This window comes from Paracoccus isoporae (assembly GCF_900101865.1).
In the GTDB taxonomy this organism is placed as follows: Bacteria; Pseudomonadota; Alphaproteobacteria; order Rhodobacterales; family Rhodobacteraceae; genus Paracoccus; species Paracoccus isoporae.
Window position 1 is genome coordinate 116,796 of the sequence record NZ_FNAH01000007.1, and the last position, 16,616, is coordinate 133,411.

Genomic DNA, 16,616 nt, shown 5'->3' on the forward strand with positions numbered 1-16,616 from the left:
ACAGTTCTGGTCGGATCGACCTTTCTTTCGCCGGAATCCTGACCATGAAGCAGCTCGACACCGTCAACCGCAAGATCCTGGCCGAGCTGGTGGCCAATGCGAGGATCCCGATCAGCGAGCTGGCCCGGAAGGTGGGGCTGTCGAAAACCCCGGTGGCGCTGCGGATCCGCCAGATGGAGGAGATGGGGCTGATCAACGGCTATCGTGCGATCCTGTCGCCTTTGCAGCTTGGCCTGACCCATGTGACCTATATCGAGGCGCGACTGACCGATACCCGGCAGAAGGCGCTGGAAGAGTTCAACGACGCGGTGCGCGCGATTGCCGAGATCGAGGAATGCTACATGATCGCGGGCGGGTTCGATTACCTGCTGAAGGTGCGCTCGCGCGACATGACGCATTTCCGCCAGATCATGGCCGAGCGGATTTCCGATCTGCCGCATATCCACGCCACCACCAGCTATGTCGCGATGGAGGCGGTGGTGGAGCAGAGCTGGACGGAGATCTGACGGACGGCGCATTCTCTGCCCGTGCCGGACCCGTGCGCAGGCCCGGTTGGTCAGCCGGAGGGCGGGCGGACCGCGCAGTTGCGGTCCACCGGGGCCGGTTTCCGGTCAGGCCGAGTGCGGCTGCAGCAGGGGCTTTCCGTTCTCGGCATGGCGCAGGGCCAGCCTGCGCCCCATCCGGCCGGAGGCCAGCGTCCGGGCCGGGTCGCGCACGGAGCCGTCGCGCAATTCCGGGAACAGGGTCAGGATCTCTTCGCGGGCAGCCGCGCCTACGCTGCGCATCGCCTCTGCGCCGGTATGCATCGATTCCGTCTCCGCCCCGTTGGCCCGCACGATCTGATGATCGTCGAAGAGAAAATGGACATAGGTGATCTCGGCCAGATCCTCGGCGGGGGCGATGCCCTCGATCCGGCAAAGCTGCTTGGCCGCAACCAGCACCTCGTCGGTGCCGAACATGCGCTGCGCGATCTTGGAGCGGACCAGCATCCGGTGCTGCGGCGACACGATCAGGTCGCGCTCCGGCAGCCCCGCGCCGAGCGCGCCGGCGCGGATGCGGATCGGGCGCAGATGCGGATGGGCGGCCAGCGTCGCCGCGTCCAGGTGGCGCCGCCCGATCCAGCGGATCGGTTGCAACCCGGCATCGCGGGTCTCGACCAGATCGCCCACGGCCAGATCGCCCGCCGCGACCTCGCCCCCGGCAGTCAGGATCAGGGCGTCGGTGCCGAAGCAGGTCACGTTGGTGTTGTCCCAGGTGAGCTGGTCGCCAGTGACGCGGGCCTCTCCCGCGCGCAGGGTGAAGGTCAGATCCTGCATCTTCGTGCCGTTGATGGTCTGGCCCTGAAGGTCGTTCAGCACCCCGTCATCGTCCTGGTCGGCGCGCATCCAGTGCAGCGGGTTGCGGTATTCGGGCAGGCCCTGCGCGGCGCGCGAGGCGTTGATGAGCGCGAGGTTGGTCTCGTTGTAATAGCTGCTGAGATCGACGAAATCGTTGTCGGACTGGTTCTGGTTGGTGATGTCGTGCTGATCCTGGGTGCGGAAATCGCTGATCGTGTCGTCATCGCCGGCGGTGAAGCGGTCATAGCCATACCCGCCGGTCAGCATGTCCGCACCGCTGCCGCCATCGAGCGTGTCATTGCCGTCGCCGCCCAGCAGGCTGTCCGCGCCGCTGCCGCCATTGAGCCGATCATTGCCGGTGCCGCCATCGAGCGTGTCATTGCCGGCATCGCCGTTCAGCGTGTCGGCATCGGCGCCGCCGAACAGCCGGTCATTGCCGGCACCGCCGTTGAGCGTATCGCGGCCGGTGCCGCCCAGCAGGCTGTCGCCGCCGCCGCCGCCATAAAGCGCGTCCTGCCCCGCGCCGCCATCGAGCGTGTCGGCCGCGCCATCATCGGACCCGTTCTCTCGATACCCGTAGAGCACGTCATCGCCCTCGCCGCCGGTCACGCTGTCCGCGGCATTCCCGGCATAGACGGTGTCATTGCCCCTCCCGGCGCGGATGACGTCCTGATCGCCGGTTGTGCCGGGCAAGACGGCATCACCATTGTCAACAAGGTCGCCGTCACCGTCGTAATATTTGTCCCCGATCAGTTCGCCGGCATCGGTGCCGTCCACATAGCCGTCGCTGAAGGGAAGGGGGGTGCGGTTGGAGAAAACATGGCTGAACTCGGTGTTATAGTTCCCTGATCCCTCCGGGAATCGGATAGACACGATTGGATAATCGGTCAGCTTGACTTCGTTGGTGCCTGCTCCGGACTTGGCGGGCGGCATCAGGAACAGTTGGCCGTCCACATCCTGCATCAATCGAACGGTGACGGTCTCGGTGCGAACTGTGTCTGGGCCGATTAGCTGAACAATTTGGACGTTCTGGATCAGTGCCCCGGAATCAATATCCAAGGTGCGCGATACGCCCCCTACGGTCCGGGTGATGTTGTCATTGGGACCGTAACGCTTGTAATCATCTGTAACGACGTTGCCGTCATTATTGCCGTCATTCAGCGTGACTTCGGTGCTGCGGGCAAAGACCGGATCATTCGAACTGCCGATCACCCTGTTCGCCAAGGTGCCGGAATAGCTATTCTGACCATTATCGAGATCGGCGAACTTGCCGAGATAGAGCATGCGGAACGTCGTGCTGGCCATGCGGAGAACTCCCCCAAAAACGTGACGGGCAGCACGCGTCCATCCGCATGTCAGAGATCGTTTTCGCGCATGCGGCAACAACCGCAAAACCTGCGTCACTCACTACAGACTGCACATCGCGCAAGGCGATGGAATCGACGGGCACCGGCCCAGATGAATTGCTAGCGAAATAGCATTAGCCTATGGGCCAGCATAGCTGTGCTTTTAGACAGTTTTCGTAAACGTCAGGCAGCGGCAGGGCGATAAGCCGATGATCTAGCTGACATTCTCATCATCCAGTCGAATGACAAGTTTCCCAAAGTTTTTGCCTTTGAGCAGTCCAGCAAATGCTTGCGGCGCGTTTTCGAGCCCGTCCACAATATCTTCGCGATACTGGATTTTCCCCTCCGAAATCCAGTCGGACATCTGCTGGCTGAACTCCTGATACTTCTCGGCGTAACTGTCAAAAATTATAAATCCCTTTACCGTCAGGCGCTTGATGAGGATCTGGCTCATCAGCCAGCCCATGCGGTCGGGACCGTCGGGCAGCGCGGTGGCGTTGTAATTGGCCACCAGACCGCAGAGCGGGATGCGGGCATGGGTGTTGAGCAGCGGGATCACCGCGTCCAGAACCTTGCCGCCCACATTCTCGAAATAGACGTCAATGCCGTCCGGCGCGGCCTGGGCGAGACGTTCGGGCATGGCTGCGTCCTTGTGGTCGATGCAGGCGTCGAAGCCCAGCGTGTCGACCGCATAGCTGCATTTCTCCGCCCCGCCGGCGATGCCGATGACGCGGCAGCCCATGATCTTGCCGATCTGGCCGACCGTGGCGCCGACCGGGCCGGTGGCGGCGGCGACGGCGATGGTCTCGCCCGGCTGCGGCTGGCCGATTGCCGTCAGCCCGTGCCAGGCGGTGATGCCGGGCATGCCCAGAATGCCGAGCGCCCAGGACGGGTTGTCCGGCGCCGCGCCGAGATTCTGCACGCCCGTGCCATCCGAGAGGCTGTAATCCTGCCAGCCGCCATAGTTCAGCACAAAGTCGCCCTCGGCAAACCCGTCAACTCCGGAGCGGATCACGCGCGAGACCGTGCCGCCGGCCATGACCTGCCCGATCTGCACCGGCTCGGCATAGGAGGGCGCATCGCTCATCCGGCCGCGCATATAGGGATCGAGCGACAGGTATTCCGCGCGCAGCAGCATCTGGCCCGGACCGGGCTGCGGGATGTCGGATTCGATCATCTTCAGCGTGTCGGCGTCGGGTTCGCCCTTGGGGCGCCGGTTGAGGATCCATTGCCGGTTGGTTGTCTCGGATCGTGCCATATTGCTGCCTTTCGTGTCGGATTGTCCTGTTCTGGCGGCGGCTTCTGCCGCCGCATCATGCGATGAAAGACAACGCGGTGCAGGCGCGGAAGTTCGACATGTGTGATCGATCTGCGGCGCCCTGATCCGGTGCTAAGGACAGGGGTGGCGGCTGCGGGCCGGGCGCGCGGCTCGTCTGACATGCGGGCCGCCTGGGATAGTTGGCAGCGCGGTGGACATGACGGGGGTCTGACTGGTCCTGATCCTGTGTCCGCAACGTGAAGCATTTGTTGCAAAGCCTCCGGGCCGGTGAGACGGTTCCCGCGTCAGCCCATCATCGAATCGGACCACGCCATGACCCGCATCCTGCACCGCAGCATCGGCCCCGAACTGCCCCGCGCCGTGTCGGGCGACGGGGTCTGGATCACCGATGCCGCGGGGCGGCGCTATCTCGACGGATCGGGCGGGGCGGCGGTGACGAGCCTTGGACATGGCAATGCCGAGGTGCAGGCGGCGATGCGGGCCCAGATCGACGCGATCTCCTATGCGCATAGCGCGTTCTTCACCACCGATGCGGCGGAATCGCTGGCCGACCGGCTGGTCGGGCTGGCCCCGGAGGGGCTGGATCATGTCTATCTCGTCTCCGGAGGGTCGGAGGCGGTGGAGGCGGCGCTGAAGATGGCGCGGCAATATTTCGTCGAGATCGGCCAGCCTCAGCGCCGCCATGTCATCGCGCGGCGGCAGAGCTATCACGGCAACACGATCGGGGCGCTGGCGGTGGGCGGCAATGAATGGCGGCGGCGGCAGTTCCAGCCGATCCTGCCCGAGACGCATCACGTCTCGCCCTGCTATGCCTATCGCGATCAGCGGGCGGGGGAAAGTGCGGCGGAGTATGCCGACCGGCTGGCGGCGGAGCTGGAGGCGAAGATCCGCGAACTGGGCGAAGATCAGGTCATCGCTTTCGTCGCGGAACCCGTGGTGGGCGCGACATTGGGGGCGGTGCCGGCGGTGGCGGAGTATTTCCGCCGCATCCGCGCCGTCTGCGACCGCTATGGCGTGTTGCTGATCCTTGATGAAGTCATGTGCGGCATGGGGCGCACCGGCACCATCTTCGCGCATACGCAGGAAGGGGTAGTGCCCGATCTGGTCACCGTCGCCAAGGGGCTGGGCGGCGGCTATCAGCCGGTGGGGGCGGTGCTTTTGTCGGACCGGATCTATCGCGCCTTCGCCGAGGGCTCGGGGCTGTTCCAGCATGGCCATACCTATATCGGCCATCCGGTGGCGGCGGCGGCGGCCGACAAGGTGGTGGAGATCATGTCGCGCCCCGGTCTGATGGCGCATGTGTCAGAGATGGGCGATCTATTGCAGACGCGGCTGGAGGCCGAGCTGGGCCAGCATCCGCATGTCGGCGATATTCGCGGGCGCGGGCTGTTCCGCGGCATCGAGCTGGTGGCGGATCGGGGCAGCAAGGCGCCGCTGGATCCGGCGGAGAAGACCCATGCGCGGATCAAGCGGGCGGCGATGGCGCGGGGGCTGATCTGCTATCCGATGGGCGGCACGATTGACGGGGTCAGGGGCGATCACGTTCTGCTGGCCCCGCCTTATGTCATCGATGCCGGAGAGATCGACGAACTGGTCGGGCGGCTGGTTGGCGCAATTCGCGATGTTCTGGGGTAAGGGCGGCACGGCAGACAGTATGTTGCGGCGTGCATGGCAGTCGCCTCGGGGTGCGGCAAGCATCTTTGCGCAGCCGCAAGGGGGCAGATCGTTGTCATGCGCTGAAGCCCGCCGAGGTAAAGCGGGTGTCCGTGCTAAGCGGGAAGCCTCCGGCCGGGTGGGCGCGGAACGCGCCCGCCTGGGGGCGGGCGGACGCGTGCCTGCCGCCTTCGCGACAGGCGGGCTGAGCGGTCATCTTTCGGCATGATCTCGAAAGCAACTAGCGGTTTCGGAAATACAGGGCGCGGCTTGCTTTGAACCGGCTTCGGTCTCTGCAAGGCGCAGGAAAGATACCCGTCAAGCCGCGTCGTCGTCGTTCCTCAGCCTTAGATCGGCCGGGCGGCTGGCGCGCATCACGAGCCGCGCATTGGGAAGATCGTTTTCCTGCATCTTGCGCTGCGCCTCGGGATGGTCCTGCCAGCGGCGGGCGAGCCGCGTCTCGATCAGGTCCAGCGATGCGGTGACCATGATGGTCAGGTCAAAGAACGGCGCCAGCGCTGTCCACGCCGGATCGTCGAGCAGCAGGTAATTCCCCTCGCACAGGATCAGCCGGGCCTTGGGCGGGATGATCCGCCCGCCCGCCCGCGAAATCTCCAGACCCCGATCAAACACCGGCACGGCGATGTCGCGCCCGTCATCCGCCGCCAGCCGGGCCAGCATATGGGCCAGCCCGTCCACGTCGAAGGTGGCGGGTGCGCCTTTGCGCGGCAGCAGGTCGCGCGCTTCCAGCACCGCGTCATCGTAATGGAACCCGTCCATCGGCAGCACCGCGGCATCGGCGATGCGCTCGTCCAGCCACGCCGCGATCCGGCTCTTGCCCGAGGCAGGCGCGCCCGCAATGGCGACGATGTGCCGCCGCTGACGGTCAAGCCCGCCCAGCCGGGACAGCAGGGCGGCGAGGGTCGTGTCTTCGGTCACGCCGCCTCCGCCGGGGGCTCCTTTGCGCCGGTCATGAAGGCCACCGCGTCGGACATGGTGTAGTCGTCCGGGCGGATCACGCAATGCCGCCGCCCGAGGCGGTGGACATGGATGCGGTCGGCCACCTCGAACACATGCGGCATGTTATGCGAGATCAGCACGATGGGCAGGCCGCGCGACTTCACGTCCTGGATCAGATCCAGCACCTTGCGGCTTTCCTTGACCCCGAGTGCGGCGGTCGGCTCGTCCATGATGACCACCTTGGACCCGAAGGCGGCGGCACGCGCCACCGCCACGCCCTGACGCTGGCCGCCCGAAAGGGTCTCGACCGGCTGGTCGATGTTCTGGATCGTCATCAGCCCCAGATCCGACAGCTTCTCGCGCGCCACGCGGCGCATCTCGGCCTGGTCGAGCTGTTTGAGCCATTTGCCCGCGAAGCCCGGTTTGCGGATCTCGCGCCCCATGAACATGTTGTCGGCGATGGACAGCGCCGGGGAGAGCGCGAGGGTCTGGTAGACCGTCTCGATCCCCGCCTCGCGCGCATCCATGGGCGAGGCGAAGCTGACGGGCTTTCCGTCCAGCTCGATGGTGCCGTCATCGACCTGAACTGCGCCCGACAGCGCCTTGATGAGGCTGGATTTGCCGGCGCCATTGTCACCGATCACCGCCAGCACCTCGCCGGGATAAAGGTCGAAATCCGCCCGGTCCAGGGCCGTCACCCGGCCATAGCGTTTCACCAGCCCGCGGGCCTTGAGAAGAGGCGTGTTCATGCCGAGACCTTTCTGATCCACTGGTCGATGGCGACCGCGAGAATGATGAGCCAGCCGGTCGCGAAGACCTGCCACAGCACGTCCACCCCGGCGAGGCGCAGCCCGGACTGGAACACGCCGACGATCAGCGCCCCGAACAGCGCGCCCAGGATCGAGCCGCGCCCGCCGAAAAGCGAGATCCCCCCGATCACCACGGCGGTGATGGATTGCAGATTGCCTTCGTAGAAGCTCTGCGGCGAAATCGAGCCGACCCGGCCGATGGAGGCCCATCCGGCAATCGCGCAGATCAGCCCGGCGAGGATATAGACCGAGCGCAGCACCTTGTCGGTCTTGATCCCGGCCAGTTCGGCGGCCTCCTTGTCGTCGCCCACCGCGTAGACATGGCGGCCCCAGGCGGTCTTGTTCAGCATCACCCACAGCACGATGAAGATCAGGATCATCAGCAGCGATCCCAGCGTGATCTGCGCCCCGCCGATGGGGATGGAGATGCCGAAGAATTTCAGGAACGGCGCGCTGGCGTCGATATCGGCGCCGCGGATCGATTGTGCGCCCGACAGCCACAGGATCAGCGCGTAGAACACGTTCCACGTTCCCAGCGTGGTGATGAAGGGCGGCAGCTTGACCAGCGTCACCAGCACGCCGTTGAGCCAGCCGCAGGCGGCGCCGAGCAGGAAGGAGACGGGCAGGGCGATGACCGATGGCACGCCCATCGATACGGCGAGCTTGCCCGCCACGACTGAGCTGAGCACCATGATCGCCGCGACCGACAGATCGATCCCGGCGGTGATGATGACCAGCGATTGCGCCGCCGCCAGCATGCCGATGATCGAGACCTGCTGCATGATCAGCGACAGGTTGAAGGCCGAGAAGAAGTTGTTGGCGATAAAGCCGAACACGATCAGCGACAGCACCAGCACGATTACCGGCACCATGGTCGGGTTGCCGTGCAGGAAATGCTGGGCACGGTCCATGAACCCGCCATGGCTGCGCTCGAAACTGGCGACGCTGCGGTCGCTTTCGTCCAGTGAGTTCTCGAAGTCCTGACGCTTGGCGCGCGTCTCGTCGGTTTCGGTCACCGCGTGTCCTCCTCCGCCTGATTGCGATGAACCGGCGGCGCCGTGCCGCCGGTCTGCGATGTCATTCGCGGGGCGGGATCAGCCCCAGCACTGCTCCAGAGCTTCCTCGGAGGTGATCGAGTCGATCCCCTGCACCGGGCTGTCCGTCACCAGCGTCACCCCGGTGTCGAAGAAATCGAGCCCTTCGGTGTTCTCGGGCAGGCTGCCGTCATCGGCATAGGCGCGGATCGCCTCGATCCCCTGTGATGCCATGTCCAGCGGGAACTGCATGGAGGTCGCGCCGATCACCCCGTCCTGCACGTTCTGCACGCCGGGGCAGCCGCCGTCGATCGACACGATGGTCGCCTGATCGGTCAGCCCGACAGCGTTCAGCGCCTCGTAAGCGCCGGCGGCGGCGGGTTCGTTGATCGTATAGACCAGGTTGATGCCCGGATCCTGCTGGAGCAGGTTTTCCATCGCCTGACGCCCGCCATCCTCGTTGCCGTCGGTGACGTCATGGCCGACGATGCGCGGATCGTCCTCATCCCCGATCCGGGTCTCGTCATTCACCTCGATCCCGAAGCCCTGCATGAAGCCCTGGTTGCGCAGGTAATCGACCGAGACCTGCGACGGGTTCAGGTCGAGAAAGGCGATCTTCGCGTTCTCGGCCTCGTCGCCCATGGTCGCCGCCGCCCATTGGCCGATCAGTTCGCCCGCCCGGAAATTGTCTGTGGCGAAGGTGGCGTCGGCGGTGTCGGCCGGCTCGAACGGCGTGTCGAGCGCGATGACCAGCAGGTCGTTGTTGCGCGCCTGCTCGATCGCCGGGGCGAGCGCCCGGCTGTCGGAGGGCGTGATCAGGATGCCGCTGGCACCGGATGCGATGCAGGTCTCGATGGCTGCGACCTGGGTTTCGACATCGCCGTCGATCTTGCCGGCATAGGTGGACAGCTCGATATTGTTCTCGGCCGCCGCCTCGGTCGCGCCCTCCTTCATCTTGGCGAAGAACGGGTTGGTGTCGGTCTTGGTGATCAGACAGGCCCCGACCATGTCCTGGGCCTGGGCGACGCCGCCGGCCGACAGCACCGCGACACTGGCGCAAAGCGCGATTTTCAACTGTGAACGCATGACTTCCTCCCCATAAATTCACTGCATCAGACGATGCGGGTTGACGCGGCGTCTGTCAATAAATCATTTCAGTTGATTTATTCGACACTTGCGGCAGACTGGCCGTGTTGCGCCTTTCGCTGGCGCGCCGGAGGAGAGGATTTTGCCAGAATCAGAGGCGCTTGCCCTGCGCGGCGGCAATCAGAGCAGAACCCGCGCCCATAATGAGCGGCTGGTCATCACGCTGCTTCACCGCAATGGCGCGCTGTCGCGGGCAGAGATCGCTTCGCGCAGCGGGCTGTCAGCGCAGGCGGTGTCGGTCCTGACCCGCAAGCTGGAGGCGGAAGGGCTGATCCTGGGCGGAGAGCCGGTCCGGGGCCGGGTCGGCCAGCCCTCGATCCCGTTTCGCCTGAACCCGGACGGGGCCAGCTTCATCGGCGTGCAGGTGGGCCGCCGCTCGGCGCAGGTGGTGCGCGGCGACATGACCGGGCGGATCCGTGACAAGGTGGCGCGCAGCTATGCCCATCCCGAGCCGGAGCTGGTGGCCGAGTTCGTCATGGATGCGGTGGCGGTGATCGCGGCGCGCGGCGATCTGCGCCCCGCGACCGGCATCGGCATCGCGATCCCGTCCGAGATGTGGAACTGGGCCGGGCTGATCGGATTGCCCGAAGCGCGGATGCAGGGCTGGCGCGACATGCGGCTGGCCGAGCGCATCGCCGCTGAGACCGGCCTGCCGGTCTATACCCGCAACGACGCCACCGCGGCCTGCGGGGCGGAGCTGATGTTCGGCCGCGCCGATCTCCCGGCCGATTTCCTGCATCTCTATTTCGGATATTTCGTCGGCGGCGGGCTGGTGCTGGATCACCGCCTTTATGACGGGCCGACCGGCAATGCCGGGTCCATCGGGTCGATGCCCATCGGCTGGCAGGGCCGGCCGCGGCAGTTGATCGAGCTGGCCTCGATCCACGCGCTGGAACAATCTCTGCCGGATGGACGCGTCCTGACCGATGAGGGCGGCTGGGACATGCCCGCGCCGCTGCTGGATCGCTGGCTGGCGCAGGCGGCGGGCAGCGCGGCCCATGCCATCGCCGCCTGCTGCGCGGTGCTGGACGTGGCCGCGGTGGTGATCGACGGATGGATGCCCGCAACGGTCCGCGCCTCGCTGGCTGGGCGGATCGAGGCGGCGCTGCCGGGGTTCGATTTCTCCGGCATGCGTCGGCCGCAGGTGATCGAGGGCACACTGGGCCGGGCCGCGCGGAGCATCGGGGCTGCCGCGATTCCCTTCGGCGCGCATTTCCTGGTCGATCAGGCGGAGCTGGTTCCGGCAGGCGCGGGGTGAGCGGCCGCGATTCGCCGGGGCCGACATGACAGAGGTCATGGCTCTGCGGCGGGCCTCGCAGGCTCGTGTAAGAGCGGTGTGGCGCATGGCAGCCATGCCCTGTGCGGGCAGGCACATGCGCGTCGGCTTGCCATTGCCGCGGGAATCAGGCTAGGCCCCGCGGCGATTCAAGGAAATCCGCGCCCGTCATGTCCCAGCCCGCCAACCCCACCGCCGCCGCCATCCGTTTCGATGCGGTCGAAAAAGCCCTCGCCGCGCAGGGCAAGGGCCGTGTCGTGGCGCTGCGCGACGTGACGCTGGAGGTGCCGCCGGGCGCGATCTGCGGGATCATCGGGCGGTCCGGCGCGGGCAAATCGACGCTGCTGCGCATGGTCAACGGGCTGGAACGCCCCAGTTCGGGGACCGTCACCGTCGCGGGGCATGATGTCGGCCGCGCCAAGGGGGCGGGCTTGCGCCGGATCCGGCGCGATGTCGGCATGATCTTTCAGCATTTCAACCTGCTGGCCTCTCGCACGGTCTATGGCAATATCGCCCTGCCGCTGGAAATTGCCGGTCTGCCGGCGGCGGAGATCCGGTCGCGCGTGTCCGACCTGATCGCGCGGGTCGGGCTGGAGGCGCAGGCCAAACGATACCCGGCGGAACTGTCGGGCGGGCAGAAACAGCGCGTCGGCATCGCCCGCGCGCTGGCAACGCGGCCCAAGGTGCTGCTCTCGGACGAGGCGACCTCGGCGCTCGATCCCGAAACCACCCAGACCGTGCTGGCGCTTCTGCGCGACATCAACCGCGATCTGGGGCTGACCATCCTGCTGATCACCCATGAGATGGGTGTGGTGCGCGACATCGCGAGCGACATGGCCGTGATCGACGCGGGCCGGATCGTCGAGGCGGGGCCGACCCATGACGTCTTTGTCAGCCCGCAACATCCGACCACGCGCAGCTTCCTGTCCGGCGTCACCGGCATCAACCTGCCCGGCTTCATCGCCGCGAGGATGCAGGACAGCCGTCCCGACGGCCCGGCGCAGGAGGTGATCCGCGTCACCTTCTCCGGCAGCCACGCCACCGATCCGATGCTGGCCCGGCTGGCCTCGGAGATGGGGACAGAGGCCAATATCCTTGCCGGCGCGGTGGAGGAAATCGGCACGAGGCCCTTCGGCAATCTGCTGATCTCCGTCGATGCCGCGAAGGGGGCGGCGGCGCGCGGCTTTCTGGACCGCCATGGGCTGATGACGGAGGTGATGGGCTATGTCCGCTAATCTGATCGGGCTGCTTTACGACGCCACGCTGCAGACGCTGTACATGGTGGCGGTCTCGGCCCTGCTCGGCACGCTGTTCGGCCTGCCGCTCGGCGTGTTCCTGGCCACCTCGCAGCGGGGCGAGCTGATGTCCGCGCCGTGGTGGAACACGGTGCTGGGGCTGGTGGTGAACGCCGCCCGTTCGATTCCGTTCATCATCTTGGTGGTGGCGATCATTCCGTTCACCCGCTGGGTAGCCGGCACCTCCATCGGGACCACGGCGGCGATCGTGCCGCTGACCCTTGCCGCCACGCCGTTCATTGCCCGGCTGGTCGAGAACGCCATCCGCGAGGTCGATGCCGGTCTGATCGAGGCCGCCCGCGCCATGGGCGCCACGCCGGTCCAGATCATCCGCAAGGTGCTGATCCCCGAGGCGCTGCCCGGCCTGGTGCTGGGGCTGACGCTGGCCGTGGTCAGCCTGATCGGCTATTCCGCCATGGTCGGCGCGGTCGGCGGCGAGGGTCTGGGCGATCTGGGCATCCGCTATGGCTATCAGCGCTTCATGCCCGATGTGATGCTGGCCGTGGTGGTGATCCTGATCGTCATGGTCCAGCTTGTCCAATCCGCCGGCGAATGGATTGCCCGGCTGGTGGACAAGCGCGCGCCGCGCAATCGCGGCGGCTGAATTTGCAACGAAGAGAGGTCAATATGCTTCGTCTTACCGCTTTCATCTCCGCCCTGGCGCTGTCCGGCGCCGCTTTGGCCGAGGATATCCGCGTCGGCGTCTCGCCCGGCGAACATGCCGAGATCATGGAAGAGGTCGCCCGCATCGCCGAACCGCAGGGGCTGAATATCGACGTGGTCGAATTCTCGGATTACGTGGTGCCGAACACCGCGCTCGCCGATGGCGATCTGCAGGCCAACAGCTTCCAGCACCGGCCCTATCTGGAAAACCAGATCCAGGATCGCGGCTTCGATCTGGTCGAGGTGGCGACGACGATCACCACCCCGATGGGGATCTATTCCGACCGGATCGAGGACATGGCCGATCTGCCCGAAGGCGCGCAGGTGGCGATCCCCAATGATCCGACCAATGGTGGCCGGGCGCTGCTGCTTCTGCAGGAGCTGGGGCTGATCGGACTCGCCGAGGACACCGGGCTGGTGCCGAGCGTGCTCGACATCACCGAGAACGCGAAGGATCTGGAATTTCTGGAACTCGACGCCGCCCAGCTTCCCCGCGCGCTTGCCGATGCCGATATCGCGATCATCAACACCAACTACGCGCTCGCCTCGGGTCTCAGCCCGAAGGGTGATTCCATCGCGATGGAGGCGGCCGACAGCCCGTATGTGAACATCATCGTGGTCCGGGCCGAGGACGCGGAAGCGCCCTGGGTCGATCAGCTTGTCGCGGCCTATCACTCCGACGCGGTGAAGGCGTTCATCGACGAGAAATATGAAGGCGCCGTGCTGACGAGCTGGTAAGTCGCGGGCGTCGCTGGCGAAAACTTCGTGAAAGCCCCGGCAGGCCGCCGGGGCTTTTTGCTGTCCGGCTGTCCCGTGCAGCCCCGGTGACCATGCGAGTTGCCGCGCAACCCTGCAGGCCAAGGTTGACTCTCGGCCTGTGTGCCCAAGACTGGCAGCCATTCAGGAGGAGGATTGACCATGACGAAGCCAGTTATCATCGGCCTCGCGGCCGCGCTGATGTCCAGCGGGGCGGTGTTTGCGCAGCAGGACACGGCGGCGCAGCCGGACAGCGCCGACCAGACCGGCCAGCAGAGCGCACCGGCCGACGCGCAGGCCGGGGCGGCAGGCGGGGATGCGGACCCGGCGCAGACCGAAATGCCGGATGCCGCCGAGGCGGACATCACTCCGCAGGATGTCGGGGTGGAAAGCACCGCGTCCGACAGCGATATGACAGAGATGTCCGCTGATACTGGCGCGGACGCGGCGGATGGCGCCGATGCGGAGGAGGCATCCGGCACGACTGCGGCGGACACGACAGAGGCGGCGGACGCCTCGGGCAGCGATGCGGCCGAGATGCCGGAGACGCAGGGCGCGTCGGCGCAGATGGCGGATGGCGCGGCCGGGGAGGCCGGTCCGATGGTGATCGTTCATGCCGGCACGCTGCTGACCAATGCCGCCGAGGCGCCGCTGACCGAGCAGTCCATCGTCATTCGCGGCGACCGGATCGAGCGGATCGAGGCGGGCTATATCGAGGAGGACGGGGCCGAGATCATCGATCTCAGCGGCGGTTTCGTGATGCCGGGCATGATCGACAGCCATGTTCATATCACCTCGGAGCTGAACCCGCAGCAGCGCTTGCAGACCGTGGAGCGTGCGGATGGGGATTATGCCCTTGCTGGCGCGGTGTTCGGCAAGCGCACGCTGGAGGCCGGGTTTACCACCGTGCAGGATGTGGGCGGGCGCGGGACGAGCGCAATCTATGCGCTGCGCGACGCCTCGCAGGACTACGATCTGCCGATCCCGCGGATCCGCGCCGCAGGCTGGTCCCTGTCGGTCACGGGCGGGCACGGCGATGGCCGTCAGGGCTATAACGAGGATGTGGCCCATGTGCTGCACAAGGACTCGGTCTGCGACGGTGCCGATGACTGCCGCCGCGCCGTGCGCGACCAGATCCGCAAGGGGGCCGATCTGATCAAGATCACGGCCACGGGCGGTGTGCTGTCGAACACGCTGGCCGGGGTGGAGCAGCAATTCACCGATGACGAACTGGCCGCCATCGTCGATGCCGCCGGGACCATGGGCCGCTATGTCACCGCCCATGCGCATGGCGTGAACGGCATCAACTCTGCGCTCGAGGCCGGGGTTCATTCGATCGAGCACGGCACCTATCTGGACGAGGAGAGCATCGCGCTGTTCACCGAAAACGATGCGGTGCTGGTGCCCACGGTTGTGGCAGGTGATTTCGTCGCCCGCACGGCGCGGACCGCGACATGGATGACCGAGCCGCAGCGCATCAAGTCGCTTCAGGTCGGCCCGCAGATGCTCGACATGCTGCGTCGGGCGCATCAGGGCGGCGTGACCATCGCCTTCGGCACCGATTCCGGCGTCTCGCCGCATGGCGAAAACGCGCGCGAGCTGGAGTTAATGGTCGAGGCGGGCATGTCCGAACAGGAGGTGCTGGAAGCCGCCACCACCACCGCCGCCGAGCATATCCAGATGGCGGAGGATATCGGCACGCTCGAAGAGGGCAAATTCGCCGATCTGATCGCGGTGGGCGGCGATCCGCTGCAAAATATCTCGGAACTGCGCGACGTGGATTTCGTGATGAAGGGCGGGCGCGTCTTTAAGGAAGAGGATCTAGACGGCCCGGCTGCCGCTGGTGCCGACTGACCGATCCGGCAGAGCGGCGGCACCGACCCGCCCGCTGCCTGTCAGATCAGGCCCGCAGCGGTGATCCGCTGCGGGCCGTCGCGATCCGGGCTGCGGGCATGGTCGCGATGCCTCAGATCATTTTTCATGCAAGATCTTGTTTTTCCGCAACCTGCCCCGGAAACTGACCGCGGCTGACCGGACGCGCCGGCGCGCGGCGGACGGGACACGTCCAACGGAAGGGAACAGCATGGACAGACAGAATATCGCGATCCTCGGGGCCGGAACCATCGGGATGAGCTGGGCGGCCTTCTTCGCGGCGACCGGGCGCGAGGTGACGGTATTCGATCCCTCGCCGCAAACCCGGGACCGGCTTGACCGCGTGGTGGCGGAGGCCGCGCCCGCGCTTACGGCCCTGGGCTGGCAGCATGCCGGCGACAGCAGCCGGTTGCGGGTCGTGACCGATCCGGTCGAGGCCGTGAAGGGCGCCGATTTCATCCAGGAGAGCGTGCCGGAACGCCTGCCGCTGAAACACGAACTCTACGCCAGGATCGAGGCGCATCTGAAGCCCGGTTGCATCATCGGCAGCTCGACCTCCGGGCTGAAGCTCAGTGAGTTGCAGGAAGGATTTGCCGCGCCCGGCCGGCTGATCCTGGCCCATCCGTTCAACCCGCCGCATCTGATCCCGCTGGTCGAGCTGATGGCGAATGAGCGGACCGATCCGGGCATTCTGGACAGCGCGACGGAATTCTATGAATCGCTCGGCAAGGTCTGCGTGCGGCTGAACCGCGAGATCCCCGGCCATATCGCCAACCGGCTTCAGGCCGCGATCTGGCGCGAGGCGATCCATCTGGCGGTGGAGGGGGTGGCCAGCGTCGGGGATATCGACAAGGCGGTGGCCTACGGACCCGGCCTGCGATGGGCGGCAATGGGGCCGAACACGCTGTTCCATCTGGGCGGGGGAGAGGGTGGCATCCGCAGCTTTGCCGAACATCTGGGCGCGCCGTTCCAGTCCTGGTGGAACGATCTGGGACGGCCCGACCTGACGCCCGAAGTGGTGGACCAGTTGGAACGCGGCATGGCGGAGGCCAATCCCGGCATGAACATGCAGGATCTCGCCCGCCGCCGCGACGCGTTGGTGCTGCAATATGTGCTGGCCGCGACGGGGCGCGTGCCGCCTAGCTAACCGCCATTCGGCCGGTTCAAGAAGGATTCCAAGAACGATCTGG

Annotated in this window: 14 protein-coding genes; 8 read left to right on the plus strand and 6 right to left on the minus strand. The window is 66.2% G+C overall.

What is annotated here, in order from left to right; translation table 11 throughout:
* Window positions 1-44: 44 nt before the first annotated feature.
* Window positions 45-506, plus strand: a complete 462-nt coding sequence (locus BLT73_RS11980) for an Lrp/AsnC family transcriptional regulator (RefSeq protein WP_090524245.1) — start codon at window positions 45-47, stop codon at window positions 504-506.
* A 105-nt stretch (window positions 507-611) separates the two neighbouring features.
* Here the strand turns inward: BLT73_RS11980 and BLT73_RS17795 are convergent, their stop codons facing one another.
* Both BLT73_RS17795 and BLT73_RS11990 read right to left on the minus strand, forming a co-directional pair.
* Window positions 612-2,642 (minus strand): Hint domain-containing protein, encoded by a 2,031-nt coding sequence (locus BLT73_RS17795; RefSeq protein ID WP_090524122.1) that lies wholly within the window; start codon window positions 2,640-2,642, stop codon window positions 612-614.
* Between the two features lie 255 nt (window positions 2,643-2,897).
* Entirely contained in the window at window positions 2,898-3,941 is a 1,044-nt protein-coding gene (locus BLT73_RS11990) for an NADP-dependent oxidoreductase (RefSeq protein WP_090524124.1), read from the minus strand.
* A 333-nt stretch (window positions 3,942-4,274) separates the two neighbouring features.
* On the opposite strand from BLT73_RS11990, the gene BLT73_RS11995 reads away from it, so the two are divergent.
* Window positions 4,275-5,597, plus strand: a complete 1,323-nt coding sequence (locus BLT73_RS11995; RefSeq protein WP_090524125.1) for an aspartate aminotransferase family protein — start codon at window positions 4,275-4,277, stop codon at window positions 5,595-5,597.
* 336 nt (window positions 5,598-5,933) lie between these two features.
* Here BLT73_RS11995 and BLT73_RS12000 read toward each other — a convergent pair whose 3' ends face one another.
* The 4 genes from BLT73_RS12000 to BLT73_RS12015 all read right to left on the minus strand — a co-directional run bounded on the left by BLT73_RS12000 (window position 5,934) and on the right by BLT73_RS12015 (window position 9,504).
* Complete coding sequence (locus BLT73_RS12000; RefSeq protein ID WP_090524127.1) at window positions 5,934-6,554, minus strand: nucleoside/nucleotide kinase family protein; 621 nt, start codon at window positions 6,552-6,554, stop codon at window positions 5,934-5,936.
* Window positions 6,551-7,324 carry an ATP-binding cassette domain-containing protein gene (locus BLT73_RS12005; RefSeq protein WP_090524128.1) on the minus strand — a complete coding sequence of 258 codons (774 nt, stop codon included), beginning with the start codon at window positions 7,322-7,324 and terminating at the stop codon, window positions 6,551-6,553. Before BLT73_RS12005 ends, BLT73_RS12000 begins: the two co-directional genes overlap by 4 nt.
* The gene (locus tag BLT73_RS12010; protein WP_090524130.1) at window positions 7,321-8,400 is read right to left on the minus strand and encodes an ABC transporter permease; all 1,080 of its coding nucleotides are present in this window, start codon (window positions 8,398-8,400) and stop codon (window positions 7,321-7,323) included. The genes BLT73_RS12005 and BLT73_RS12010 overlap by 4 nt, the downstream gene beginning before the upstream one ends.
* Window positions 8,401-8,478: 78 nt before the next feature.
* Window positions 8,479-9,504 (minus strand): sugar ABC transporter substrate-binding protein, encoded by a 1,026-nt coding sequence (locus BLT73_RS12015; protein ID WP_090524132.1) that lies wholly within the window; start codon window positions 9,502-9,504, stop codon window positions 8,479-8,481.
* Between the two features lie 142 nt (window positions 9,505-9,646).
* Between BLT73_RS12015 and BLT73_RS12020 the strand changes: the two genes are divergently transcribed.
* The 6 genes from BLT73_RS12020 (at window position 9,647) to BLT73_RS12045 (ending at window position 16,573) form a co-directional block, all read left to right on the plus strand.
* Window positions 9,647-10,822, plus strand: coding sequence for an ROK family transcriptional regulator (locus BLT73_RS12020; protein ID WP_143025671.1), 1,176 nt, complete (start codon window positions 9,647-9,649; stop codon window positions 10,820-10,822).
* 188 nt (window positions 10,823-11,010) lie between these two features.
* Window positions 11,011-12,075, plus strand: a complete 1,065-nt coding sequence (locus BLT73_RS12025; protein WP_090524135.1) for a methionine ABC transporter ATP-binding protein — start codon at window positions 11,011-11,013, stop codon at window positions 12,073-12,075.
* The gene (locus tag BLT73_RS12030; RefSeq protein WP_090524136.1) at window positions 12,065-12,739 is read left to right on the plus strand and encodes a methionine ABC transporter permease; all 675 of its coding nucleotides are present in this window, start codon (window positions 12,065-12,067) and stop codon (window positions 12,737-12,739) included. The genes BLT73_RS12025 and BLT73_RS12030 overlap by 11 nt, the downstream gene beginning before the upstream one ends.
* A gap of 23 nt (window positions 12,740-12,762) precedes the next feature.
* A complete protein-coding gene (locus BLT73_RS12035; protein WP_090524137.1) occupies window positions 12,763-13,536 on the plus strand; it encodes a MetQ/NlpA family ABC transporter substrate-binding protein in 774 nt (257 codons plus the stop codon).
* A gap of 180 nt (window positions 13,537-13,716) precedes the next feature.
* Window positions 13,717-15,408: a metal-dependent hydrolase family protein gene (locus tag BLT73_RS12040; protein ID WP_218132536.1), complete on the plus strand. Its 1,692-nt coding sequence runs from the start codon at window positions 13,717-13,719 to the stop codon at window positions 15,406-15,408.
* 229 nt (window positions 15,409-15,637) lie between these two features.
* Window positions 15,638-16,573, plus strand: a complete 936-nt coding sequence (locus tag BLT73_RS12045; protein WP_090524248.1) for a 3-hydroxyacyl-CoA dehydrogenase NAD-binding domain-containing protein — start codon at window positions 15,638-15,640, stop codon at window positions 16,571-16,573.
* The last annotated feature ends 43 nt before the right edge of the window (window positions 16,574-16,616 follow it).

Excerpts from the sequence above, each read along its gene's own strand:
- BLT73_RS17795 (WP_090524122.1), bottom strand. The coding sequence starts at position 2,642 with ATGGCCAGCACGACGTTCCGCATGCTCTATCTCGGCAAGTTCGCCGAT.
- BLT73_RS11990 (WP_090524124.1), bottom strand. The coding sequence starts at position 3,941 with ATGGCACGATCCGAGACAACCAACCGGCAATGGATCCTCAACCGGCGC.
- BLT73_RS12035 (WP_090524137.1), top strand. The coding sequence starts at position 12,763 with ATGCTTCGTCTTACCGCTTTCATCTCCGCCCTGGCGCTGTCCGGCGCC.
- BLT73_RS12045 (WP_090524248.1), top strand. The coding sequence starts at position 15,638 with ATGGACAGACAGAATATCGCGATCCTCGGGGCCGGAACCATCGGGATG.
- BLT73_RS11980 (WP_090524245.1), top strand. The coding sequence starts at position 45 with ATGAAGCAGCTCGACACCGTCAACCGCAAGATCCTGGCCGAGCTGGTG.
- BLT73_RS12025 (WP_090524135.1), top strand. The coding sequence starts at position 11,011 with ATGTCCCAGCCCGCCAACCCCACCGCCGCCGCCATCCGTTTCGATGCG.
- BLT73_RS12005 (WP_090524128.1), bottom strand. The coding sequence starts at position 7,324 with ATGAACACGCCTCTTCTCAAGGCCCGCGGGCTGGTGAAACGCTATGGC.
- BLT73_RS12030 (WP_090524136.1), top strand. The coding sequence starts at position 12,065 with ATGTCCGCTAATCTGATCGGGCTGCTTTACGACGCCACGCTGCAGACG.
- BLT73_RS11995 (WP_090524125.1), top strand. The coding sequence starts at position 4,275 with ATGACCCGCATCCTGCACCGCAGCATCGGCCCCGAACTGCCCCGCGCC.
- BLT73_RS12040 (WP_218132536.1), top strand. The coding sequence starts at position 13,717 with ATGACGAAGCCAGTTATCATCGGCCTCGCGGCCGCGCTGATGTCCAGC.
- BLT73_RS12015 (WP_090524132.1), bottom strand. The coding sequence starts at position 9,504 with ATGCGTTCACAGTTGAAAATCGCGCTTTGCGCCAGTGTCGCGGTGCTG.